General features: G+C 57.3%; 18 protein-coding genes and 1 tRNA gene. 10 read left to right on the top strand and 9 right to left on the bottom strand.

Annotation, left to right across the window (positions count from 1 at the left end; translation table 11 throughout):
* Position 1: 1 nt before the first annotated feature.
* Genes exbB through AC4FIA_RS07920 form a run of 3 tightly spaced genes read left to right on the top strand, consistent with a single transcriptional unit; the run spans position 2 to position 2,280 of the window.
* Positions 2 to 973: a tonB-system energizer ExbB gene (gene exbB, locus AC4FIA_RS07930; protein ID WP_490365403.1), complete on the top strand. Its 972-nt coding sequence runs from the start codon at positions 2 to 4 to the stop codon at positions 971 to 973.
* A gap of 3 nt (positions 974 to 976) precedes the next feature.
* Positions 977 to 1,432, top strand: coding sequence for a TonB system transport protein ExbD (gene exbD / locus AC4FIA_RS07925; RefSeq protein ID WP_490365402.1), 456 nt, complete (start codon positions 977 to 979; stop codon positions 1,430 to 1,432).
* On the top strand, positions 1,429 to 2,280 hold the full coding sequence (locus AC4FIA_RS07920) for an energy transducer TonB (protein ID WP_490365401.1): 852 nt from the start codon (positions 1,429 to 1,431) through the stop codon (positions 2,278 to 2,280). The genes exbD and AC4FIA_RS07920 overlap by 4 nt, the downstream gene beginning before the upstream one ends.
* On the opposite strand, the gene AC4FIA_RS07915 is transcribed toward AC4FIA_RS07920, so the two are convergent.
* The 7 genes from AC4FIA_RS07915 to AC4FIA_RS07885 form a co-directional block, all read right to left on the bottom strand.
* Positions 2,273 to 3,373 (bottom strand): alpha-hydroxy acid oxidase, encoded by a 1,101-nt coding sequence (locus AC4FIA_RS07915; RefSeq protein ID WP_490365400.1) that lies wholly within the window; start codon positions 3,371 to 3,373, stop codon positions 2,273 to 2,275. The two genes, AC4FIA_RS07920 and AC4FIA_RS07915, sit on opposite strands and share 8 nt — an antisense overlap.
* Before the next feature lie 138 nt (positions 3,374 to 3,511).
* Positions 3,512 to 3,955 carry a hypothetical protein gene (locus AC4FIA_RS07910; RefSeq protein ID WP_490365399.1) on the bottom strand — a complete coding sequence of 148 codons (444 nt, stop codon included), beginning with the start codon at positions 3,953 to 3,955 and terminating at the stop codon, positions 3,512 to 3,514.
* A complete protein-coding gene (locus AC4FIA_RS07905) occupies positions 3,952 to 5,325 on the bottom strand; it encodes a peptidoglycan-binding domain-containing protein (protein WP_490365398.1) in 1,374 nt (457 codons plus the stop codon). The genes AC4FIA_RS07910 and AC4FIA_RS07905 overlap by 4 nt, the downstream gene beginning before the upstream one ends.
* 424 nt (positions 5,326 to 5,749) lie before the next feature.
* A complete protein-coding gene (locus tag AC4FIA_RS07900; RefSeq protein ID WP_490365428.1) occupies positions 5,750 to 7,078 on the bottom strand; it encodes a DEAD/DEAH box helicase in 1,329 nt (442 codons plus the stop codon).
* A gap of 370 nt (positions 7,079 to 7,448) precedes the next feature.
* A tRNA-Arg gene (locus AC4FIA_RS07895) sits at positions 7,449 to 7,525 on the bottom strand.
* 55 nt (positions 7,526 to 7,580) lie between these two features.
* Entirely contained in the window at positions 7,581 to 8,048 is a 468-nt protein-coding gene (locus AC4FIA_RS07890; protein WP_490365397.1) for a GNAT family N-acetyltransferase, read from the bottom strand.
* A 54-nt stretch (positions 8,049 to 8,102) separates the two neighbouring features.
* Positions 8,103 to 9,119: a LacI family DNA-binding transcriptional regulator gene (locus AC4FIA_RS07885; RefSeq protein ID WP_490365396.1), complete on the bottom strand. Its 1,017-nt coding sequence runs from the start codon at positions 9,117 to 9,119 to the stop codon at positions 8,103 to 8,105.
* Positions 9,120 to 9,354: 235 nt separating this feature from the next.
* On the opposite strand from AC4FIA_RS07885, the gene AC4FIA_RS07880 reads away from it, so the two are divergent.
* The 6 genes from AC4FIA_RS07880 (at position 9,355) to AC4FIA_RS07855 (ending at position 15,827) form a co-directional block, all read left to right on the top strand.
* Complete coding sequence (locus tag AC4FIA_RS07880; protein WP_490365395.1) at positions 9,355 to 10,659, top strand: extracellular solute-binding protein; 1,305 nt, start codon at positions 9,355 to 9,357, stop codon at positions 10,657 to 10,659.
* Between the two features lie 86 nt (positions 10,660 to 10,745).
* Positions 10,746 to 11,627 (top strand): ABC transporter permease subunit, encoded by an 882-nt coding sequence (locus AC4FIA_RS07875; RefSeq protein WP_490365394.1) that lies wholly within the window; start codon positions 10,746 to 10,748, stop codon positions 11,625 to 11,627.
* Between the two features lie 8 nt (positions 11,628 to 11,635).
* Positions 11,636 to 12,532: an ABC transporter permease subunit gene (locus AC4FIA_RS07870; protein WP_103911198.1), complete on the top strand. Its 897-nt coding sequence runs from the start codon at positions 11,636 to 11,638 to the stop codon at positions 12,530 to 12,532.
* A gap of 12 nt (positions 12,533 to 12,544) precedes the next feature.
* The gene (locus AC4FIA_RS07865; protein WP_103911197.1) at positions 12,545 to 13,591 is read left to right on the top strand and encodes an ABC transporter ATP-binding protein; all 1,047 of its coding nucleotides are present in this window, start codon (positions 12,545 to 12,547) and stop codon (positions 13,589 to 13,591) included.
* Entirely contained in the window at positions 13,588 to 14,589 is a 1,002-nt protein-coding gene (locus AC4FIA_RS07860; protein ID WP_490365393.1) for an endonuclease/exonuclease/phosphatase family protein, read from the top strand. The genes AC4FIA_RS07865 and AC4FIA_RS07860 overlap by 4 nt, the downstream gene beginning before the upstream one ends.
* A 203-nt stretch (positions 14,590 to 14,792) precedes the next feature.
* Positions 14,793 to 15,827 (top strand): fatty acid desaturase, encoded by a 1,035-nt coding sequence (locus tag AC4FIA_RS07855; RefSeq protein ID WP_287475747.1) that lies wholly within the window; start codon positions 14,793 to 14,795, stop codon positions 15,825 to 15,827.
* Between the two features lie 69 nt (positions 15,828 to 15,896).
* On the opposite strand, the gene acuI is transcribed toward AC4FIA_RS07855, so the two are convergent.
* Positions 15,897 to 16,880: an acryloyl-CoA reductase gene (acuI, locus tag AC4FIA_RS07850; protein WP_490365392.1), complete on the bottom strand. Its 984-nt coding sequence runs from the start codon at positions 16,878 to 16,880 to the stop codon at positions 15,897 to 15,899.
* A 240-nt stretch (positions 16,881 to 17,120) separates the two neighbouring features.
* Between acuI and AC4FIA_RS07845 the strand changes: the two genes are divergently transcribed.
* Positions 17,121 to 18,392, top strand: coding sequence for a DUF2254 domain-containing protein (locus AC4FIA_RS07845; RefSeq protein WP_490365391.1), 1,272 nt, complete (start codon positions 17,121 to 17,123; stop codon positions 18,390 to 18,392).
* Here AC4FIA_RS07845 and AC4FIA_RS07840 read toward each other — a convergent pair.
* Positions 18,389 to 19,018, bottom strand: coding sequence for an alpha/beta family hydrolase (locus tag AC4FIA_RS07840; protein ID WP_490365390.1), 630 nt, complete (start codon positions 19,016 to 19,018; stop codon positions 18,389 to 18,391). The genes AC4FIA_RS07845 and AC4FIA_RS07840 overlap by 4 nt on opposite strands.
* Positions 19,019 to 19,029 lie beyond the last annotated feature (11 nt).

Raw genomic sequence — 19,029 nt, 5'->3', positions numbered from 1 at the left:
CATGAAACGCCTTCTTTGCTGCGCCGCGCTGGCGCTGATGCCGCTGTCTGCTGTGGCACAAGACGCAACACCTGAAACCATCGCTGAACCTGCCGCGCAAACCACTGTTGATACGCAAGCCGAAACGCCTGCCCCTACACCGACAGCAGAAGCGCCTACAGCGCAAACACCAACGGTCGACGAACCGACCAGCCTGATCAACGGCATCATCGCGCATTACGCGGGCCTGAAAGATCAGGTCATGACCTATCTGAACGAAGGCGCGCATGATCACATGTCGCCAGTCGGCATGTTCATGGCCGCTGATTGGGTCGTAAAGGCTGTGATGATCGCGCTCGCGCTAGCATCTGTCGTGACGTGGGGCATTTATGGCGCTAAGGTTCTGGTCCTTGCCTTGCGACGCAACGCATTGAAACGCCAGTACCGCACATTGGATCGCGCCGGATCGCTGCAAACTCTGGACGGTGCCCTTGCCAACGGACGTGGCATTGTGGGTCGCATGACCCAAGCTGCGCGCGAAGAACTGACCCGCACCGGCAACGAACCCCATCTGCATTCTGGCATCAAGGAACGCACAGGTTCTACATTGTCCCGTATCGAGGTTGGCGCAGCTCGTCGTATGGGTGTGGGTACCGGCGTGTTGGCCAACATCGGATCGACCGCGCCCTTTATTGGCCTGTTCGGCACGGTCTGGGGCATCATGAACAGCTTCATCTCGATTGCCGAAAGCAACACGACCAACCTTGCGGTCGTCGCACCGGGTATTGCCGAAGCCTTGCTTGCCACAGCAATCGGCTTGGTCGCGGCGATCCCTGCTGTGATCTTCTACAACCTGCTGTCCCGCGCCTTGGGTGGTTACAAGGTGATGCTGGGCGATGCCGCGGCTTTGGTGGAACGCACCCTGTCGCGTGATCTGGACCTGACACCGGCCAAGAGCGAAGCCCTGACTGCAATCGCGACTGCCGCGGAGTAAACCATGGCCGGACGTCTTAGCGATTCAGACGACTTTGAAGAAAACCACGACATCAACATCACGCCCTTTATCGACGTGATGTTGGTTCTGCTGATCATCTTCATGGTTGCCGCGCCCCTTTCAACCGTCGACATTCCCGTCGAACTTCCCGTTGCCGTGGCAGACGCCCCAGTGCGCCCGTCCGAACCTGTCTTTGTCACCATCAAAGAAGACCTGACCTTCGCCGTCGGCGAACTGCCGACAACCAAGGAAGGCTTGCCAATGGAAATCGGGATCGCCACTGGCATGGCGCGGGACACGCGGCTTTATATCCGCGCGGACAAATCCATCCCCTACGGCGAATTGATTGCGGTGATGAACATCCTGCGCGGCGAAGGTTATCTGAAGGTTGGCCTGGTCGGTCTGGATGAGGCCGCCGCGCCGCCGGAGGCCACCGAAACCGCCGAGGTGTCGCAATGAGCCTGACGTATCGCGCGACAGGCAGCGGTGGAAAGGCTTTGGTTCTGACCGCTGTTGCCGCAAGCGCAGCCCTGCATATTGCCTTGCCTGCACATTTCGTGCTGAAACAGCCTGATCAAAAGCCCCTGCCAGAAGCACTGAACGCAGGCGCGACCGGTGCGATCCTGTTTGATCTGTCAGACATCATCAGCGCGCCTTCTGATGCGGGCGATGACAGCGCCGAGGTCGCCGCCGCAGAAGATGCGCCAACGGTCACTGAAAGCGCCGAGGCGGTGGACCCCGCCAAGGCCGCCGAAGAACCGCCACTTCAGCAAATTCCCTATGATGTGGTCGATGACGAGTTGAAGTTCGGTATCGCCTCGCCCGATCCTGCGGAAGAAACCGAAGAGATCGCGCATGAAACAGCCACGGAATACGACGAAGAAAAGGTAGAAGCCGAAACCCAGATGGGGGCCGTAGCACAGGATGCCTCGCAGGCTTCGGTTTCAGGCGTGGATGCGGAACAGTCTTCGGACAAAGCGCAGGCCAAAGAAGAGGGTCTGACCGCCGAAGAAATGGCGCAGATCACCGAATGGCAAAAAGACATCGTCGTGCGGATTTCCAAGGCCAAGCGCTATCCCGATCTGGCCCGCACGAAAAAGATCGAAGGCGAGGTCATGGTGCGCTTCACCATCGACCGCTATGGCAACGTGCTGAACCGGGACGTCGACAAAAGCTCGGGCTGGCCGGTTCTGGACAATGCCGCACTGAAAGTCTTTGACGATCTTGAAAAACTTCCGACGCCGCCAAACCATCTTGCGGGCGATGAATTCACCCTGATGGTTCCGCTGCGCTATAGCTTTAAGTAACCCGATGCGCGTCAGGGATGACGCGGTCGGGCGTGATATCGGCCAAGGTCCGGCACCCTGTCAGGGCCATGGTCACCTCAAGTTCGTCGCGCAACAGGCGCAACACATGGCTTACGCCCAGCGCACCGGCAACAGCCAGTCCGCATACGACCGGACGACCGACAAGCACAGCGTCCGCGCCCAAGGCCAACGCCTTGAACACGTCCGACCCGCGCCGCACACCGCTGTCCATCAACACAGGAACAGAGCCGCCAAGCGCCTGCACGATGTTCGGCAGAACCGAGATAGCCGAGGGCGCACCATCCAGAACACGTCCCCCGTGGTTGGACACGATCACCCCAGCGGCGCCTGCTTTGACCGCGCGTGTCGCGTCTTCCGGTGTCAGGATACCCTTGAGCACGACAGGCAACGGCGACTGTTCACAGAATGACCGCAGGTCGTCCCACCGTGGCAGAACATGGGCGATGCGATTGAACAGAAAGGACTCACCCTCTGACAACGGGTCGAACACGGGTTTCGGCAATCCATCCAGATTTACGAGGCGGACGGTGTCAGGCAACACGAAACCCGTGCGCATTTCATCATCGCGCACGCCATTCACCGGCGCATCAACGGTCAGGACCAACACCTTGAACCCAGCCTTGGCCGCACGCTTTGCCAGCATCAACGTGCCATCCAGATTGGTCTGCCAATACAGCTGGAACCAATGACAGGTTCCGCCCTGTGCCCGCACATCTTCCATCCGCTGGCTGCTTTGCGCGCTAAGCACCATTAGCGCCTCTTGCGCCGTGGCACCCTGAGCGGTGGCCGTTTCCCCGCCTTCATCCAGTAAGGATTGATAGGCAAAGGGTGCGACAAGGATCGGATGCGCCAATTGCGTACCGAACAGCGTCAGCTTGGTGTCGCCATTGCGCAAATCCTGCAAAACTTGCGGGCGCAGTCCGATGGCTTCGAAATCGAAACGGTTGGATCGCATCGTCACGCCTTCACCGGCACCGGACAGGAAATAAGCGGCATGCTCGGCCTGCAGCGCCTCGGCTGCGCGGGCGTGATAGTCAGGCAATGTCAAAGGAAGATGGTCAGCAGAAGTCATAGGGCACATAGGGATAAACGCTTGGCCCTGCATATTCCCTATTATTTTTATCAACAATAGAAAACATCATCACCAAAAGACAAAGGCCGGAACGTTTCAGTCCCGGCCTTTTCCTTTTGCAAAGAACTGTCTTTCAGATCATTGGCGTTTGATTTGCCCGCGCGCTAGGGAACAGATCCTGATCATGTTCTTGTCATCCGACGACGTGAGTTGCGCGCTTGTCTCGGCGATTGCCTTTTCTTCGGCGTCGGTCAGCATGCGGTCCAACATCATCATTTGTTCAAAACTGAAGCCGTCTTTTTCCAAGGCCTCAAGGAAACCGGTTCGCACCTTGGCCGGATCAGCGGCCCCTTGAAACAGCGTTTTGATCACGCCGCCTGTATCCGTTTGATACCCGGCCTTCCGGATAAACCCGACAAGTTCATAGCAGGCAGCATACGCCCCCAGCCTCTCCGAGAAGTCGGAAATCTGGTTTTTTGCTTCCGAAAACTGGGCCATGCTGACACCCTTATCAGACACAGCGGCAGTCGGCAGAGCAGCCAGCGCCATCAAGGTGGCGGCTTTCCACACGCGGCCCATCATTCGAACATCGCTGACAGATCGTCGTCTGTCATTGTCGTGGCTTCGAATTCCTTGCTGCCGACGTCCAGCATATATTCCAGATAGGCGGCCAGAAGCATGCCGGATTCATTCGACAGATTATAGGTCGCAGCGCTCCGACCCTTGTTGCGGCGGAACTGACCAGCAGTTTTGCCATCTTCATAGGTCAGGAAGACAATCTCGGTCGATGTGTTACCAGCAACCTTCTCTTCACAGTCGGATGCGGGAAAACAGACGGCTGCTTTGGAAAACCGCCGCCGGATGTTTTTCTCTTGTGCGACCTGCGTCCACTCATCAACCTTTTCCAGACCCTGAACGGTTTTCTTGATATCCGAGGGCGACATCGAAATCTTTTCGACGACCTTGGCCAGTTCTGCATCCGGATCAAGGAAATTGAAGTTATAGACCAGATAGCCTTCGTCGGTGATGCGCGGTTCTACCCAGAACTCTCCGATCTGCTCTGTGCCCGCGATGTAATAAGGCACCTTCGGGAACACTTCGGACGCGCGCAGCGCCGTTGTCCCAAGGTTTGCGTTGGTAGGCCGGATGGGCGTTTGGTATGCGCCCTCTGCTTCTTCAACGATGTCGCTGCGCTGACCTTCAAACAGGGAAATCCGGGCCTCCAGCGCCTGAATTTTCCCTGACCGCGACGCGGTCGCGCCCAACCCTTTCTGGTGGCTTAGCACATCTGTCAGCAATTCGATCTGACGGGCGATTTCATCGAACTCGTCCTGAAGCTTGGCCATCTCGGCCGAGTTGTTCGAAACGTTGATCGTATTCTGAACCGCTGTCTGAACAGGTTGCATCGCCGGAACGGCAGCCGTTGAAACAGGTGGTGCTGGTACGGCGGCGGGTTGGACCGGGCGCGCCATCTCTTCCCGGTAGGCTTGCAGCAATCCGCAATAGCCGTTGGGCATACGTGCAACCGTCACCATCGTTTGTTGCCCGCCCGCCTGACCGCGATGGTAGGAATTGATCAGGAAATCCTTCTCAAAGGGTGAAAGCTGACCGGTGATCGGATAGCCCAGACACGCCTGATACGAAGAGATGGCCGAGCGGGACTTGCGGCCCAGAACCCCGTCCGGTGTTCCTGCCGGAAAACCGAAATAGTTCAGCGCGGTCTGGATTTCCCTGTTCGCTGCACGCGCGGCAGAAGAAACACCGCTGCTGGATTTCTTTTTGGTCGAGGTCGTTCGGCGCTGGGTTGTTTTGCCCTGATTGCCATTGGCAATCGCTGCGCCAATCATCGCACCCATCATTCCCTTGATGAATTCGTCGGCCACGACAGGGGTCGCCCCGCCTAGCATCATCGCCGTTGCAACAACGCCGCCCAATACGGAATTTTTCTGCATGCTGACCTCCTACAAAAATCACAGAGGAAGCCTAAAACCCGCGTGATACCGGACAAGTCGGGCACCGACTATCTATCGCGCATCGGCAAGATCACAACGAACTGCGTCCGATCCAAAGTGACCTCTGGCCTATTCCGAGAACCGGCAGAGCCACAAAATCTACCAACCGATCAAAATATCACGGAAATGGAATTTAGAGATTGGGTAAACCCCATGCCCGCGCAAAGCGACTGCATGGTTCTTTCAAGAAGGCATGAGCTGTAAGGCGACAGTTTCGCAAACAGCTGGCGATAGATTTCGAAAATGAAAAGCGATGCACACCAGATGCCCGCCTATTCAACAATCATCGGTAGTTTAGGAAATGGCAGCAGAAAAGAAGCTGCGCGGCGCAGGAATTCCTTCCCGCGCCGCTATTCTTGGTAGATCAGGCCGCAGATGATTTTTTCTTCGGGCCGGACCCTTCGTTCACACGGTTCTGTCCAGAACGCTGGTTGCCACGAGACCCGTTGTTAGCGCTTTTGGGCGCGTCGTTCTTCGGGCCCTTGCTACGACGACGGCGCGATCGGCGCGGCGGCTTGGACTTGCCATCGCCACGGTCAGATTTCGCGGGTGCCGGACGCTCTGATTTGCCCTCGGCAGGTTTGCCATCGAACTCGCGCTTGATCAGCTTTTCGATGTCTTTAAGCAGGCTGCGTTCATCTGGGCTACAAAAGGAAATCGCTTCCCCTTCACGGCCTGCGCGGGCGGTACGACCGATACGGTGCACGTAAGATTCCGCGACGTTCGGCAGTTCATAGTTGATCACGCGGGCAACACCCGGAATGTCGATCCCGCGCGCCGCCACGTCGGTGGCAACCAGAACGGTGACCGTGCCTTCGCGGAACGCTTTGATCGCGCGGTCACGCTGGCCTTGGCTTTTGTTGCCATGGATCGACGCCGCGTTATAGCCATCGGCGATCAGGTCTTTGGACAGCCGTTCCGCACCGCGTTTGGTCCGTGCAAAAACAAGGCTCAGCCCGCCCAGATCATCCGACAAAATCTCGCGCAGTTTCTTCTGCTTCTGAGGTTTATCAAGGAACAAAACCGATTGCTTGATCTTGTCAGCGGTCTTGCCCGGAGGCGCGACCTGAACGCGTTTGTGGTTGCTGAGATAAGAGCGGCTCAGCTCTTCCAGCTGTTTGGGCATGGTTGCGGAAAACAACATCGTCTGACGCGGTGTCGCCAGCCTTGGCGCGATTTTCTTCAGATCATGGATGAACCCCATGTCCAGCATCTGGTCCGCTTCATCAAGAACCAGAAAACGCGTGGACGAAAGGGTTACATCACCCCGATCAAGAAGATCGATCAGGCGACCCGGCGTGGCAACCAGCACATCGGTGCCTTTGGCCAGAGCCATCACTTGGCGATTGATAGACTGGCCACCGACCACCTTGGTGATACGCAACGAAAGAGAGCGCACCATCGGCAGAAGGTTTTCAGCAATCTGGTTCACCAACTCGCGCGTTGGTGCAAGGACAAGCGCCTTGGCCGATTTGGCCGCGCGCTTTTCAGAGGTGCCTTTGATCAGATCGATCATCGGCAGGCCAAAGGCCATGGTTTTACCGGTACCGGTCTGGGCCAGACCCAGAATGTCATGCCCTTCCAGAGCCAACGGAATGGCTTGCTGTTGGATAGGGGTGGGTTGATCGAAACCGGCACGGGCCAGTTCATCGGTAAGCGCCGGCGACAGGCCGAGCTGTTGGAATTGCGACAAGAAACGTCCTTTCAAGGCATATCCCTGGGATCAGGGCGTATACCTGCATAGAAAACACCACGACCAACGCGGTGCAGAGGGTTCGGCCAAGCCACGGTTTGCACAGACGAATTCTGTACAGTCCGGCGCAGCCATAAGAACCCTGCGTGATGGGATCCTGAGAAATCGCTGGCGCGCCTAACGGGTCTTTCCAACCGGGCGCAGATTGCTCACGCAGTAGCCAACGATCTGCTGCACATATAGGCTCTTGAGATTAAGTCAAGCGCGCTGGTTAGACGCGGGTTTGTGACGCCACGGCCTGTGACCTAGCAAGATAACCCGCAGCCGCGTCCAGATCGGGCGCTGTTTCATATGATGACAAAGGTGGACTTGGCGATCCCTTGAGGACTCGAACCCCAAACCTGCTGATTAGAAGTCAGCTGCTCTATCCAGTTGAGCTAAGGGACCGCTGCGCCCTATTTGCAGGCTTTCGCCGGATAGGGCAAGAGGCCCGAGACCGGCGTTATAGACGACAGGTCATAAAAACGCTGAACGGGTCTTCCTTGTAACCCGCAAAGGGCGGGCAATAGGTAAATCCTGCGTCTTCATAGATTTTTCGGGCGCTGGCAAAATGATCATCCGATCCGGTCTCAAGGCTTAGCCGATCAAGGCCGCTGGCCTTTGCATCCGCCATCAATCGCGCCAACATGGCCCGACCAACGCCGCGACCCCGGGCTGCGGCAAGCGTATGCATCGACTTCAGCTCGCCATGCGTGCCCTCGATCGGCTTGAACGCCCCGACCCCCAGAACCTGACCGTCGATTTTAGCAGAATAAACTGTCGCGCCTTCCCGAAACAACGTGTCTGCGGGCATCACATGGCAACTTTCCTCGGGCGATTGCGACTGCATCTGCGCCACGTGGGTTTCGATCACCTTCAGGACCATCGGGTCCGGTAAAGCTACTTGTTCGATAAGGATCGTGTGTGTCATGCGCACAGCTTCACTCTGAAATTCTGAAACTGGCAAGCTAAGAGTGCACGGCGCTTAATGTGTTTCCCGCAAAACCAGTTCGGTTGCTAAAAAAATCGTCTCGGCAGGGCGTGTCGGGGTCGCCAAACGCCGGTTCAACAAATCGATGACGGTCTGCACCAGCAGGTCCATGGGGTTTCTGACCGTGCTCAGCCTGAACGCAGGCCATTTTGCCATGGCGATGTCGTCGAACCCGATGACAGACATATCCTCGGGCACAGACACCCCCCGTTCCGACAATGCGCTGAGCGCGCCTATGGCCATCGCGTCGTTTGCGCAGATCAGCGCATCCAACGTGAACCCTGCCGACAGCAGTTTTTCGACGGCACGATATCCGCTGTTGGCGGTGTAATCGCCTGCTTCCTCGGCAACCAGCGCCAGCCCGTTTTCGGCCAGACCAGCCGCCACCCCATGACGCCGCTGTGGGGACGAAAAGAAACCTTCGGGCCCGCCGATATAGCCAAACTTCCGACGTCCCTGCCCGACCAGATACCGCGTCGCAGCGATCATTCCGTCTGCATTATTGCAACACACGTTATCAACATTGGGCGCATCAAGCAGCCGCCCAGAGGATATCATGGGGATGTTCAGCTTGGCGCACTTCTCGACAATGTCCGCATCCAGACTGCCGGATCGGAGAATCAGCGCATCCAAAGGGTAGCTGAGAACGCGGTCCACGGCCTCTCGGGCGGCGTCTCCGCTGCCGCCAATGACCACAGGCCAATGATGCGCGGCGTTCAAACCTGCAATCATTTTGGCTGCAACTTCTTTGTCGTATTCGTTGCGCATCTCGCCGACGAACATCGCAACAAGCTGCGATCGCGACCCCTGAAGAGAGGCCGCCAAAGCATTGGGTTTATATCCTAAATCCGCCGCTATTTTATGGATGTTTTCGCGTTTTTCAGCATCCAGATAGGCACCCTTTGTAAAGGCGCGCGAAACTGCAGAACGAGAAACCCCAGCGGCATCCGCCACATCCTGCGCCGTCACGCGACGCCGCCGTTTGGCGCTATTTTCGTCTGCCTGTTTCATACGACAGCTATCCGCGCGCTCGGGTAAATTTGTCAATAATTACAGAAAACATTTACATAAACATCACAATCCGCTTGTATGTGAACACGTGTGCACAAAACCACGAAGAGGGTTGGTCGCGCACGTAACTGGGAGGGCTCATCTCTTTCAAACGTTGCCCGTGACCTGGCCTGACGCGCCCGGTGCACGACGAATAACTGTGCCCGATTTGGGCATCACAGACCGGAGAGACGTGATGAAAAATTTTAAACTTGGCGTATCAGTTGCTGCGCTGGTGATGGCGGCAAATGCTGCATTTGCGGAAACCGAAATCACATGGTGGCACGCCATGGGTGGCGCGCTTGGCGAAACCGTCAACGAGATCGCTGAAAAGTTCAACGCATCGCAAGATGACTACACAATCACCCCTGTATTTAAGGGCACCTATGAAGAAACCCTGACCGCAGGCATCGCCGCGTTCCGTGCAGGCGAACAACCGAACGTCATGCAGGTGTTTGATGCGGGCGCTGCGACCGTGATCGGCGCGAAAGGCGCGACTGTTCCGGTGCAGGATCTACTGTCCGACAATGGCATTGATTTCAACATCGAGGATTACATCGCAGGCGTCCGCTATTTCTATGCCGACAGCGATGGCAAGATGATCGGCATGCCGTTCAACTCGTCCACACCGATCATGTATTACAACATGGACGCTCTGTCCGCTGCGGGCGTCGAGCCGCCGAAAACATGGGAAGAATTCCAGTCCACCACAGCGCCTGCGCTGAAAGAAGCGGGCTACATCCCGCTGTCGCAATCGCACCTGCCGTGGATCTTCACAGAAAACTTCCATTCGCGCCACAACCTGCCGTTTGCGACAAACAACAACGGCTATGATGGCACAGACACGCAGATCCTTGTGAACAACGACGCGATCAAGGCGCATTTCAAAGCGGTCAGCGAGTGGAAAGAAAACGGCATGTTCGAATGGTACGGCACCGGTTGGGGTGACAACCAGACGCCGTTCGAAGAAGGCAAGGTTGCGATCTGGCTGGGTTCGTCGGGTTCGTTCGGCGGCCTGTCCAAGAAAGACCTGCCCTTCGAATTCTCGGCCACGCTGCTGCCCTACTGGGAGTCGGTAACAACCGAACCCACACAGACCTTTATTGGTGGCGCATCGCTGTTCGCCATGGCGGGCAAATCGGCTGAAGAAAACAAAGCCACAGCTGAATTCTTCCGCTTCCTGACATCGCCGGAAATCCAGTACTTTTGGCACGCGGAAACAGGGTACGTTCCGATCACGAACGCCGCCTACGAGCTGGCGAAATCCGACGGCCACTATGACCGCGCGCCTGCGGCCGAAGTTGGCATCCAGCAGCTGTCCCTGCCCGGTGGCGACAACACCAAGGGCTATCGCATGGGCTTCTACGTGCAGATCCGTGACGTGATGAACCGTGAATACGGCCGCATCCTGACAGGTGAGACATCCGTGGATGATGCCTTTGCCACGATCGAGAAAGAAGCCAACGAACTGCTGGCTCGTTTCGCGAAAACGCAAGGCTAAGCTAAACTGCCTATCCACATCGGGCGGCCGCAGAGTTCCTGTGGCCGTCCACCCTGTTCAGGTTCACTGCCAGAAAGGTCTACCTTGTGAAAAGTGCCGGCTTCACAACCCGTTGGCTGCCCATTCTTCTGCTCGTGCCGCAGTTGTCGATCATCGCGATCTTTTTCTATTGGCCCGCGCTGTACGCAATGCAGTCGTCGTTCTACCTGCAAGACCCGTTCGGCTTTGGGTCGACCTTTGTGGGCTTGGAAAACTACAGCTCGCTGCTGTCTTCTTCCGAATACATGAAAGTCACGCGCTTCACGGTGGTCTTCACCGCGCTGGTGACGTTCTTTTCACTGGCCTTGGCGCTGCTGCTGGCAGTGAAGGCAGACAACGTTTTACGCGGGGCCAAGACCTATCGCACCTTGCTGATGTGGGTCTACGCCGTGGCACCGCCCGTGGCGGGCTTTATCGGCGTTATGATGTTCAACCAAAGCTGGGGGCCGCTGACAGAACTGGCCCGTTCCATCGGGTGGGATTTCAAGCTTGGCGTGAACTTTAACGACACTGCCTCGGCGATGATCCTTGTGTCCGTATGGAAGCAGGTTCCGGTGAACTTCATCTTCTTCCTGTCCGGCCTTCAATCCATCCCGAAATCCGTGCGCGAAGCCGCGTTGATCGACAACCGCTCATCCTTTGGCCGCTTCTGGGATGTGACCTTTCCGTTGCTGGCGCCCACAGGGTTTTTCCTGCTGATCATCAACATCACCTATTCGCTGTTCGACACCTTTGGTGTGATCGACACCATGGTGAAAGGCGAGCCCGGCAATAACCCGATGACCCTTGTTTATAAGGTTTACGTGGACGGTTTCCGTGGCAACGACCTTGGCGGATCGTCGGCGCAATCGGTGATCCTGATGGTCCTTGTTCTGGCCCTGACGATCTTCCAGTTCCGGCTGGTTGAACGCCGCATCCATTACACCTGAGGCGCAAGATGGCTGACACAACACACACTTCCGAAAACACCGTCGCCCGCCCTCGCAAGTCGATCAAGTGGGGTACGGTTTTCGACCACACGGTCCTGATCCTTGGGTCGCTATTCATGCTGGTGCCGATCCTGATGGTTCTTCAAACCGTCACGACGCCCGATCTGGAAACGATCAAGAACGGACCCGGCCTGACCATCGGCACCGAACTGGATGACAACTTTGCCAAGGCGATGTTCCAGGCATCGGGCTTTTCCGGTGAAAACACCGGCACGTCGATGCTGATCAACTCACTGATCCTCGGGGTCGGCTTTGCGGTCGGCAAGATCGTGATAGGCATGATGGCGGCCTATGCCATCGTCTACTTCCGCCTGCGGTTCGCGACCTTTGCCTTCTGGCTGATCTTTACCACACTTCTGTTGCCGCTTGAGGTGCGCATCCTGCCGTCCTACGAAATCGTTCAGCAACTGGGCATGCTTAATACCTACTCAGGCCTGATCATCCCGCTGGTGGCATCCGCGACGGCCACGTTCTTTTTCCGGCAATTCTTCCGCTCGGTCCCCAACGAACTGGTCGAAGCGGCGCGCATCGACGGGGCAGGTCCGGTCAAGTTCTTCATAGATATTTTGGTGCCCCTATCCCAAACCATGATCGCCGCGATGTTCATCATCATGTTCGTCTACGGCTGGAACCAATACCTATGGCCCACGATGATCACGACGGACGAAGACATGTACACGCTGGTGCGTGGCATCAAGCAGATCACCCAAGATCTAGAAGGCACCAACGTCCCTGAATACGGCCGCGCGAACATGCTGGCCCTGATTGCGATCCTGCCCCCTGTGCTGATCGTGATTTTCTTCCAAAGCTGGTTCGTCAAGGGCCTCACAGAATCCGACAAGTAAGGACAAATACAGATGGCACGGGTACACCTAGAAACCATCCGCAAAATCTATCCCAACGGGTTTGAGGCCGTCACACCCACCAGTTTCGATATCCCCGACGGGGAATTCGTGGTGCTGGTCGGGCCGTCGGGCTGTGGCAAATCCACCCTGCTGCGCATGATCGCAGGGCTTGAGGATATCACCGAAGGCACACTGTCGATTGGCGATCGCGTCGTGAACGGCGTCGATCCCGCCGACCGCGACATCGCGATGGTGTTCCAGAACTACGCGCTTTACCCACATATGACGGTGCGCCGGAACATCGCCTATGGGCTTCAGAACCGGAAGATCGATAAAGCGACGATTGAACAGAAGGTACAGGAAGCGGCCACCATGCTGAACCTGACCGAATATCTGGATCGGAAACCTGCGCAACTGTCCGGGGGCCAGCGCCAGCGTGTCGCCATGGGCCGTGCCATTGTGCGCGACCCTGCCCTGTTCCTGTTTGACGAACCCCTGTCCAATCTGGACGCAAAACTGCGCAACCAGATGCGGATCGAAATCAAAGCGTTGCAACGCCGCCTTGGCGTGACGTCGATCTACGTGACCCACGATCAGGTCGAGGCGATGACAATGGCCGACCGCATCATCGTGATGAACGGCGGTAAGGTCGAACAGATCGGCACCCCGCACGAGGTGTATCACAATCCCGCGTCGACCTTTGTGGCGTCGTTTATGGGAGCACCCCCAATGAACCTGCTAGAGGCACGGTTCGAAGATGGCATGGTGCGGATCAACGGCGGAACGCCCGTGATGCCAGCCCCCGCAGCGCGGACAGGCAACGTCACCCTGGGCATCCGTCCCGAGGATGTCCGGATTGATGACGCTGGCGATATCCCGTTCCACGTCGATCTGGTTGAGGAACTGGGCGCGCATCGTCTGTTGCACGGCCAACTTGGGGATCAGACGTTCTCAATCCACGCGATGAAGGACGAGCCTGCCCCCCAAGGCGCCACGCGGCTCAGCCTGATCCCCGACAACATCTGCTTGTTCGACAGCGAGACCGGCAAACGCATATGACACAAATTCTGGACCGGCTGCCCCCCGTCACCGACGACATGCGCAGCCAGATCACCGCGGCCCCGCGTACGGCCGAGGCCCATCGTGCTTTGCTATCCTCGATTGAGGCGATGAACAGTGTCGAGGTGGGCGGCACGACGTCGCTTGATATGCTGCCGGAAGAGCTGACTATTCTTGCGTGGAACGTAGAACGCTGTCTGTTTCCGGATAAAACCGCTGATCACATTAAGCAGATCAATCCTCAGGTGGTTCTGTTGTCCGAGGTCGACAACGGCATGGCCCGCACCGCCCAGCGCCACACGACACGGGACGTCGCCGAAGGATTGGGCATGACCTATGCCTTCGGGGTCGAGTTCCACGAACTCGATCTGGGTGGGCCGACAGAACGCCCCTATTGCACCGATGACTTCAACAAATTCGGCTGGCACGGCAACGCGATCCTGTCCAAGGTGCCGTTCCAGAAGGTCGCGATGGTTCGTCTTGACGATCATGGCCACTGGTTTTCCGGACAGGACGGGGCCACCGACCCCGAGCAGCCCCGCGTTGGAGGCCGCATGGCCCTGTTGGCCGTGATCCCCAGCGTTAACGGACCGATTTGTTTCGTTTCCACCCATTTGGAAAGCAATGCAGGCGTGGCACATCGCCACGCTCAGTTCGTCAAGATTTTGGAAGCCGTCGACCAGTTCGCACCGAAGATGCCTGTCATGATTGGCGGGGACCTGAACACCGGAAACCACCTTCCTCCGGACTTTGACTGGCAACGTGAAACGCTGTTTTCCTTCGCCGAAACAGCCGGTTACAGTTGGGATTTTACCGCCGGGGGCACAACAACGCGGCCCAGTCTGATCACCCCACATCCGGACCGTGTCATGAAGCTGGATTGGCTCTGTGGCCGTGACCTGAAGCTGCAAGACAAAGGCATCCTTACATCCATAGGGATAGGGGATACCCCTCTTTCGGATCACGACGCGGTGTGGGCGCGATTAATCGTCGCCTAAACGTTCATCCGCCGCTAAAAACATGTCGCTAGGTCAAGGCAGTCGATACCCAGACCATTGGCTTATAACTTGCAGCGTCACTTTCGTTGCAAAAGGGTGAAGATTTCGGGTTTCTTCCCGTTGACGAACCACAACAAAAGGCGTGACAAGCGCCACAGCATTCCGGTGGCGGACCGGGGCGGCATGGAAGGCAAGAAGACTAGATGGATACGAACAACAATGCGCCGGAAAAACCGACGCGTCACGCCAAGGATTGGGTACGCATCCTGGCGAACTATCGCGAACCTTCGAACACACGCAGCTTTGTAGAACTCGGCCTGACATTGGGCCCGTTCTTCCTGCTCTGGGCCTTGGCCTGGATGGCGCTGTCGATCAGCCCTTGGCTGGCACTTGGGCTTGCTGTTGTGAACGGGATGTTCCTGGTGCGCATTTTCTGCATCCAGCACGACTGCGGCCACGCGTCGTTCTTTAAGAACCGCAAGCTGCAAGATTGGGTCGGCCGTGCGTTGGGCGTGCTGACACTGACCCCCTACGATGTTTGGCGTCAGTCCCATTCGATCCACCATTCCAGCCACGGCAATCTGGACCAGCGCGGCATGGGCGATATCCTGACGCTAACGGTTGAAGAATACCGCGCACGCGGCTGGTGGGGCCGGTTGATGTACCGCCTTTATCGCCACCCGCTGGTGCTGTTTGTTCTTGGACCCAGCTATATCTTCATTCTGGAAAACCGTCTTCCCATCGGCCACATGCGTTCAGGTTGGAAGTTCTGGATTTCCGCAATGGGCACCAACGCGGCCATGGCCATTCTTGTTGCCCTGATCATCTGGTTCGGCGGTCTGATGCCCTTCCTGCTAATCTATATTCCGACATCCGTTATCGCGGCAACGATCGGCGTTTGGCTGTTCTACGTCCAGCACCAGTTCGAAGAAACGCACTGGGCCAAGGAAGACGACTGGCAACTGCATGAATATGCGCTGGAAGGCTCATCGCACTATGTGCTGCCCCAGCCGCTGCAGTGGTTGTCTGCCAACATCGGCATCCACCATGTGCACCACCTGTACAGCCGCATCCCGTTCTATCGTCTGCCCGAAGTCCTGCGCGACCATAAAGAGCTGAACGATATGAACCGTCTCACACCGCTGGAAAGCCTGAAGACTATCAACATCCACCTGTGGGATGAAAAACTGGGTCGTCTGCTGTCCTTCCGCGAGGCGCGCAAGCTTTACGGCGTATAAGTTTCCGTCATCGAAAACGAAAAGAGCGGCACGTTTGGACCGCTCTTTTTTGTTTGTAAGCCTCAGGGATCAGGCGTTGACGTCAACCACCACACGGCCCTGAACCTGCCCCTTCAGAATATCGGCCCCCAGTTGCGGCAGATCCGCCAGCGTCGCGGGGCGCACCATGGCTTCCAGCTTATCCATAGGCAGATCCTTGGCGATCCGCTGCCACGCCCGCAGGCGGTTGTCATAGGGCTGCATCACACTGTCGATGCCCAAAAGGTTCACACCGCGAAGCAAGAAAGGCACGACGGTCGCAGGCAGGTTCGCGCCACCGGCAAGACCCACAGCCGCAACGCTTGCGCCATACTGCAACTGCCCCAGAACGCGGGCCAGCATCGCGCCACCGACAGCATCTACACAGCCTCCCCATGTCTCGGTCTCAAGCGGACGTTTGGTTGTCTCGTTGATCTCTTCGCGGGCAACGATCTGCGTCGCGCCCAACTCTCGCAGGTAGTCGGCAGTTTCCGGACGGCCCGTAACGCCCGCCACCTGATGCCCCAGGTTGGCAAGGATAGCCGTGGCCACCGAACCGACGCCCCCTGCTGCGCCTGTAACAAGAACCGGCCCCTCTTTGATGCCGTGATCTTCCAGCGCCATGACTGCCAGCATAGCGGTAAAGCCAGCCGTCCCCACAGCCATCGCCTGACGGGTTGTCAGCCCCTCGGGTAGCGGCACCAGCATATCGGCCTTAACCCGCGCCTTTTGCGCGTAGCCACCCCAGCGGTTTTCGCCGACGCGCCAGCCGGTCAGCACGACCTTGTCACCCGGTTTGTAACGATCATCGGACGAGCTTTCGACAGTACCGGCAAAGTCGATCCCCGGCACATGGGGATAGTTGCGTACCAATCCGCCACCCGGCCCAATGCACAGACCGTCTTTGTAGTTCACGGTCGAATATTCAACGGCAACCGTCACATCGCCTTCGGGCAGTTGATCTTCACTGATTTCGGTCACGGATGCGGATGTTTTACCCTCATCATCCTTTTCTACGAGCAACGCTTTGAACATACTTCCTCCCATAGCCACGGCGCGGGTTGCGCCATTGGAAACTTAGGGTGAAACGTGCCCGAGTCTCGGGTCCGGGGCAATGTGAAATGCCTTGCACACATACCGTTGCAATGCAGCCCGCACAGGCATTTTCGCAAAACCTGCATGAAAGCTTACAAAGTTCAGCGGAGAACGGGAACTTTTGCACGCCACGCGCGTTTTGCAGACACGCTGCACAGCCAAATATGAAAGCACCCCTATATGATCACGTCCAAATTCCTGTGGCTTGTTCTGCAACAACTGCGGAAGATTTGGGTACGTGTGGTCAGCTTTGCGGCGCTTGCCATTCTGACAGTTGTGATGGCGCAGTTTCTAAGCGGGTTTATCCCGTCGAAATGGACTGATCAGGTCGGTGCCCAAGCTGTTGATCAGGTGCTCAGCATTCTGGCGTCGTCCATGCTGGCAGTCACCACCTTCTCTCTTTCCATCGCTGTTTCTGCCTTTGCCGCCGCCGCGAGCTCCGCCACGCCGCGCGCGACAGCGCTGCTACAGGAAGACACGACGACCCAGAACGTTCTTGCCACGTTTCTGGGGGCCTTCCTGTTCAGCCTTCTGGGCATCATCGCCCTGAAAGCCGGCTACTATGATGAGCCCGGATTGCTTGTCCTGTTCATCGCAACCGGCGCAGTCCTTGTGTTTGTGGTTGCCGCATTGTTGCGGTGGATCAGCCATTTGATGACATTCGGCCGGATCGAGGACACGCTGAACCGTGTTGAAAGGGCCGCATCCCGCTCGGTCAAAAACCGGATGGAGCGCCCATGGATGGGTGGACAACCCCGTGTGGCGCCGCCACGCCACGATGGGGTTCAGATCAATGCGAATGAAATCGGCTACGTACAGTATGTCGATATGAAAGCTCTGTCTGAATGCGCGATCGAGCTGGAAGCCCAAATTCAGCTGCTGGTCCTGCCCGGATCATTTGCCCATGACACGCGCCCTATTCTAAGCATCGAAGGGGCCACACCAAACGAAGAGCAGATCAAAACACTGCGCAACGCCATTAGTATCGGCCAACAGCGAAGCTTTGATCAGGATCCCCGGTTTGGCCTGATCGTTCTTGCCGAAATCGCATCGCGGGCCCTTTCTCCCGCTGTAAATGATCCTGGAACAGCCATTGATGTAATCGGCAGATTGGTGCGCGTCATGTCCGACTGGCGCAGTGATGCCGAGTCCGAAGTTATCTATCCGCGCGTTGTTGTGCCTAGCATCAAGGTATCGGACCTCGTCGAAGACGGCTTCCGCCCCATCGCGCGCGATGGCGCGGCGATGGTCGAGGTGCAAATGCGCCTGCAAAAAGGTCTGACTGCTTTGAAAGACCTGCATCCGGAGGGCTTCTCGGACCCCGCACTGGAAATGTCGCGCTATGCGCTTGAGCGTATCGATATGGTTGATCTGAACGATGACGAGCGGTCTGTGATCCGTGCCGTGGCGTGCTACAAGGAAACTTCCGAAACGGAACAGGTCCGCGTTTAACCTAAGTGCTTACCTATCCAGTCAGAGATCGCATTGCAGGTCTCACTCAGGTGATCGTCCAGCGTTTTGCCCGTCACCGTTTTGCGCGGCTTTAGGTCGTGATCCCCATCTTCCAGCCAGTGAATACTGATCGCATCCGACAGCGTGTATCCAGCGACCTCTTCATTGGTTCCGAAAGGATCGCGGGTCCCCTGCGCAATCAACGTCGGCACCTTCAAATCCGCCAGATGCGCCGTGCGCAGTTTTTCCGGTTTGCCTTGCGGATGGAAAGGGTAGCCAAGGCACACAACGCCGGACACGTGGTCACGCACCGACTCTGCAATCATGCTGGCCACGCGACCGCCCATGCTTTTCCCGCCAATGAACAACGGCCCTGCGTATTCCAGCGCGGTGATCGCAGCGCGGTATTCATCGCTCAGCAAGGCAACATCAGGCGGTGGGCGTTTCGAACCGCCGGTCCGCCGCGCCGCCATATAGCCGAATTCAAACCGGACAACGCGCACCCCGCGGTCGACCAACCCTTTGCTTAGGGTGTTCATCCAATCGGTGTCCATAGGCGCGCCGGATCCATGCGCCAAAAGAAGCGTGGCCCGAGCCGTTTCATCACCGCTTATCAGAAAATCCACGCCGAATGCCC

The sequence above is a fragment of the Thalassococcus sp. genome (assembly GCF_982780845.1).
The sequence above is the reverse complement of the archived record's forward strand: the minus strand, read 5'-3'. Positions and strand labels throughout refer to the sequence as shown.

What these genes read in the sequence shown, in the direction of transcription:
- AC4FIA_RS07865 (WP_103911197.1), top strand. Translation starts at nt 12,545, where the DNA reads ATGGCACGGGTACACCTAGAAACCATCCGCAAAATCTATCCCAACGGG.
- AC4FIA_RS07910 (WP_490365399.1), bottom strand. Translation starts at nt 3,955, where the DNA reads ATGATGGGCCGCGTGTGGAAAGCCGCCACCTTGATGGCGCTGGCTGCT.
- AC4FIA_RS07905 (WP_490365398.1), bottom strand. Translation starts at nt 5,325, where the DNA reads ATGCAGAAAAATTCCGTATTGGGCGGCGTTGTTGCAACGGCGATGATG.
- AC4FIA_RS07920 (WP_490365401.1), top strand. Translation starts at nt 1,429, where the DNA reads ATGAGCCTGACGTATCGCGCGACAGGCAGCGGTGGAAAGGCTTTGGTT.
- AC4FIA_RS07890 (WP_490365397.1), bottom strand. Translation starts at nt 8,048, where the DNA reads ATGACACACACGATCCTTATCGAACAAGTAGCTTTACCGGACCCGATG.
- AC4FIA_RS07915 (WP_490365400.1), bottom strand. Translation starts at nt 3,373, where the DNA reads ATGACTTCTGCTGACCATCTTCCTTTGACATTGCCTGACTATCACGCC.
- acuI (WP_490365392.1), bottom strand. Translation starts at nt 16,880, where the DNA reads ATGTTCAAAGCGTTGCTCGTAGAAAAGGATGATGAGGGTAAAACATCC.
- AC4FIA_RS07880 (WP_490365395.1), top strand. Translation starts at nt 9,355, where the DNA reads ATGAAAAATTTTAAACTTGGCGTATCAGTTGCTGCGCTGGTGATGGCG.
- AC4FIA_RS07870 (WP_103911198.1), top strand. Translation starts at nt 11,636, where the DNA reads ATGGCTGACACAACACACACTTCCGAAAACACCGTCGCCCGCCCTCGC.
- AC4FIA_RS07860 (WP_490365393.1), top strand. Translation starts at nt 13,588, where the DNA reads ATGACACAAATTCTGGACCGGCTGCCCCCCGTCACCGACGACATGCGC.
- AC4FIA_RS07855 (WP_287475747.1), top strand. Translation starts at nt 14,793, where the DNA reads ATGGATACGAACAACAATGCGCCGGAAAAACCGACGCGTCACGCCAAG.
- AC4FIA_RS07885 (WP_490365396.1), bottom strand. Translation starts at nt 9,119, where the DNA reads ATGAAACAGGCAGACGAAAATAGCGCCAAACGGCGGCGTCGCGTGACG.
- AC4FIA_RS07845 (WP_490365391.1), top strand. Translation starts at nt 17,121, where the DNA reads ATGATCACGTCCAAATTCCTGTGGCTTGTTCTGCAACAACTGCGGAAG.
- exbD (WP_490365402.1), top strand. Translation starts at nt 977, where the DNA reads ATGGCCGGACGTCTTAGCGATTCAGACGACTTTGAAGAAAACCACGAC.
- exbB (WP_490365403.1), top strand. Translation starts at nt 2, where the DNA reads ATGAAACGCCTTCTTTGCTGCGCCGCGCTGGCGCTGATGCCGCTGTCT.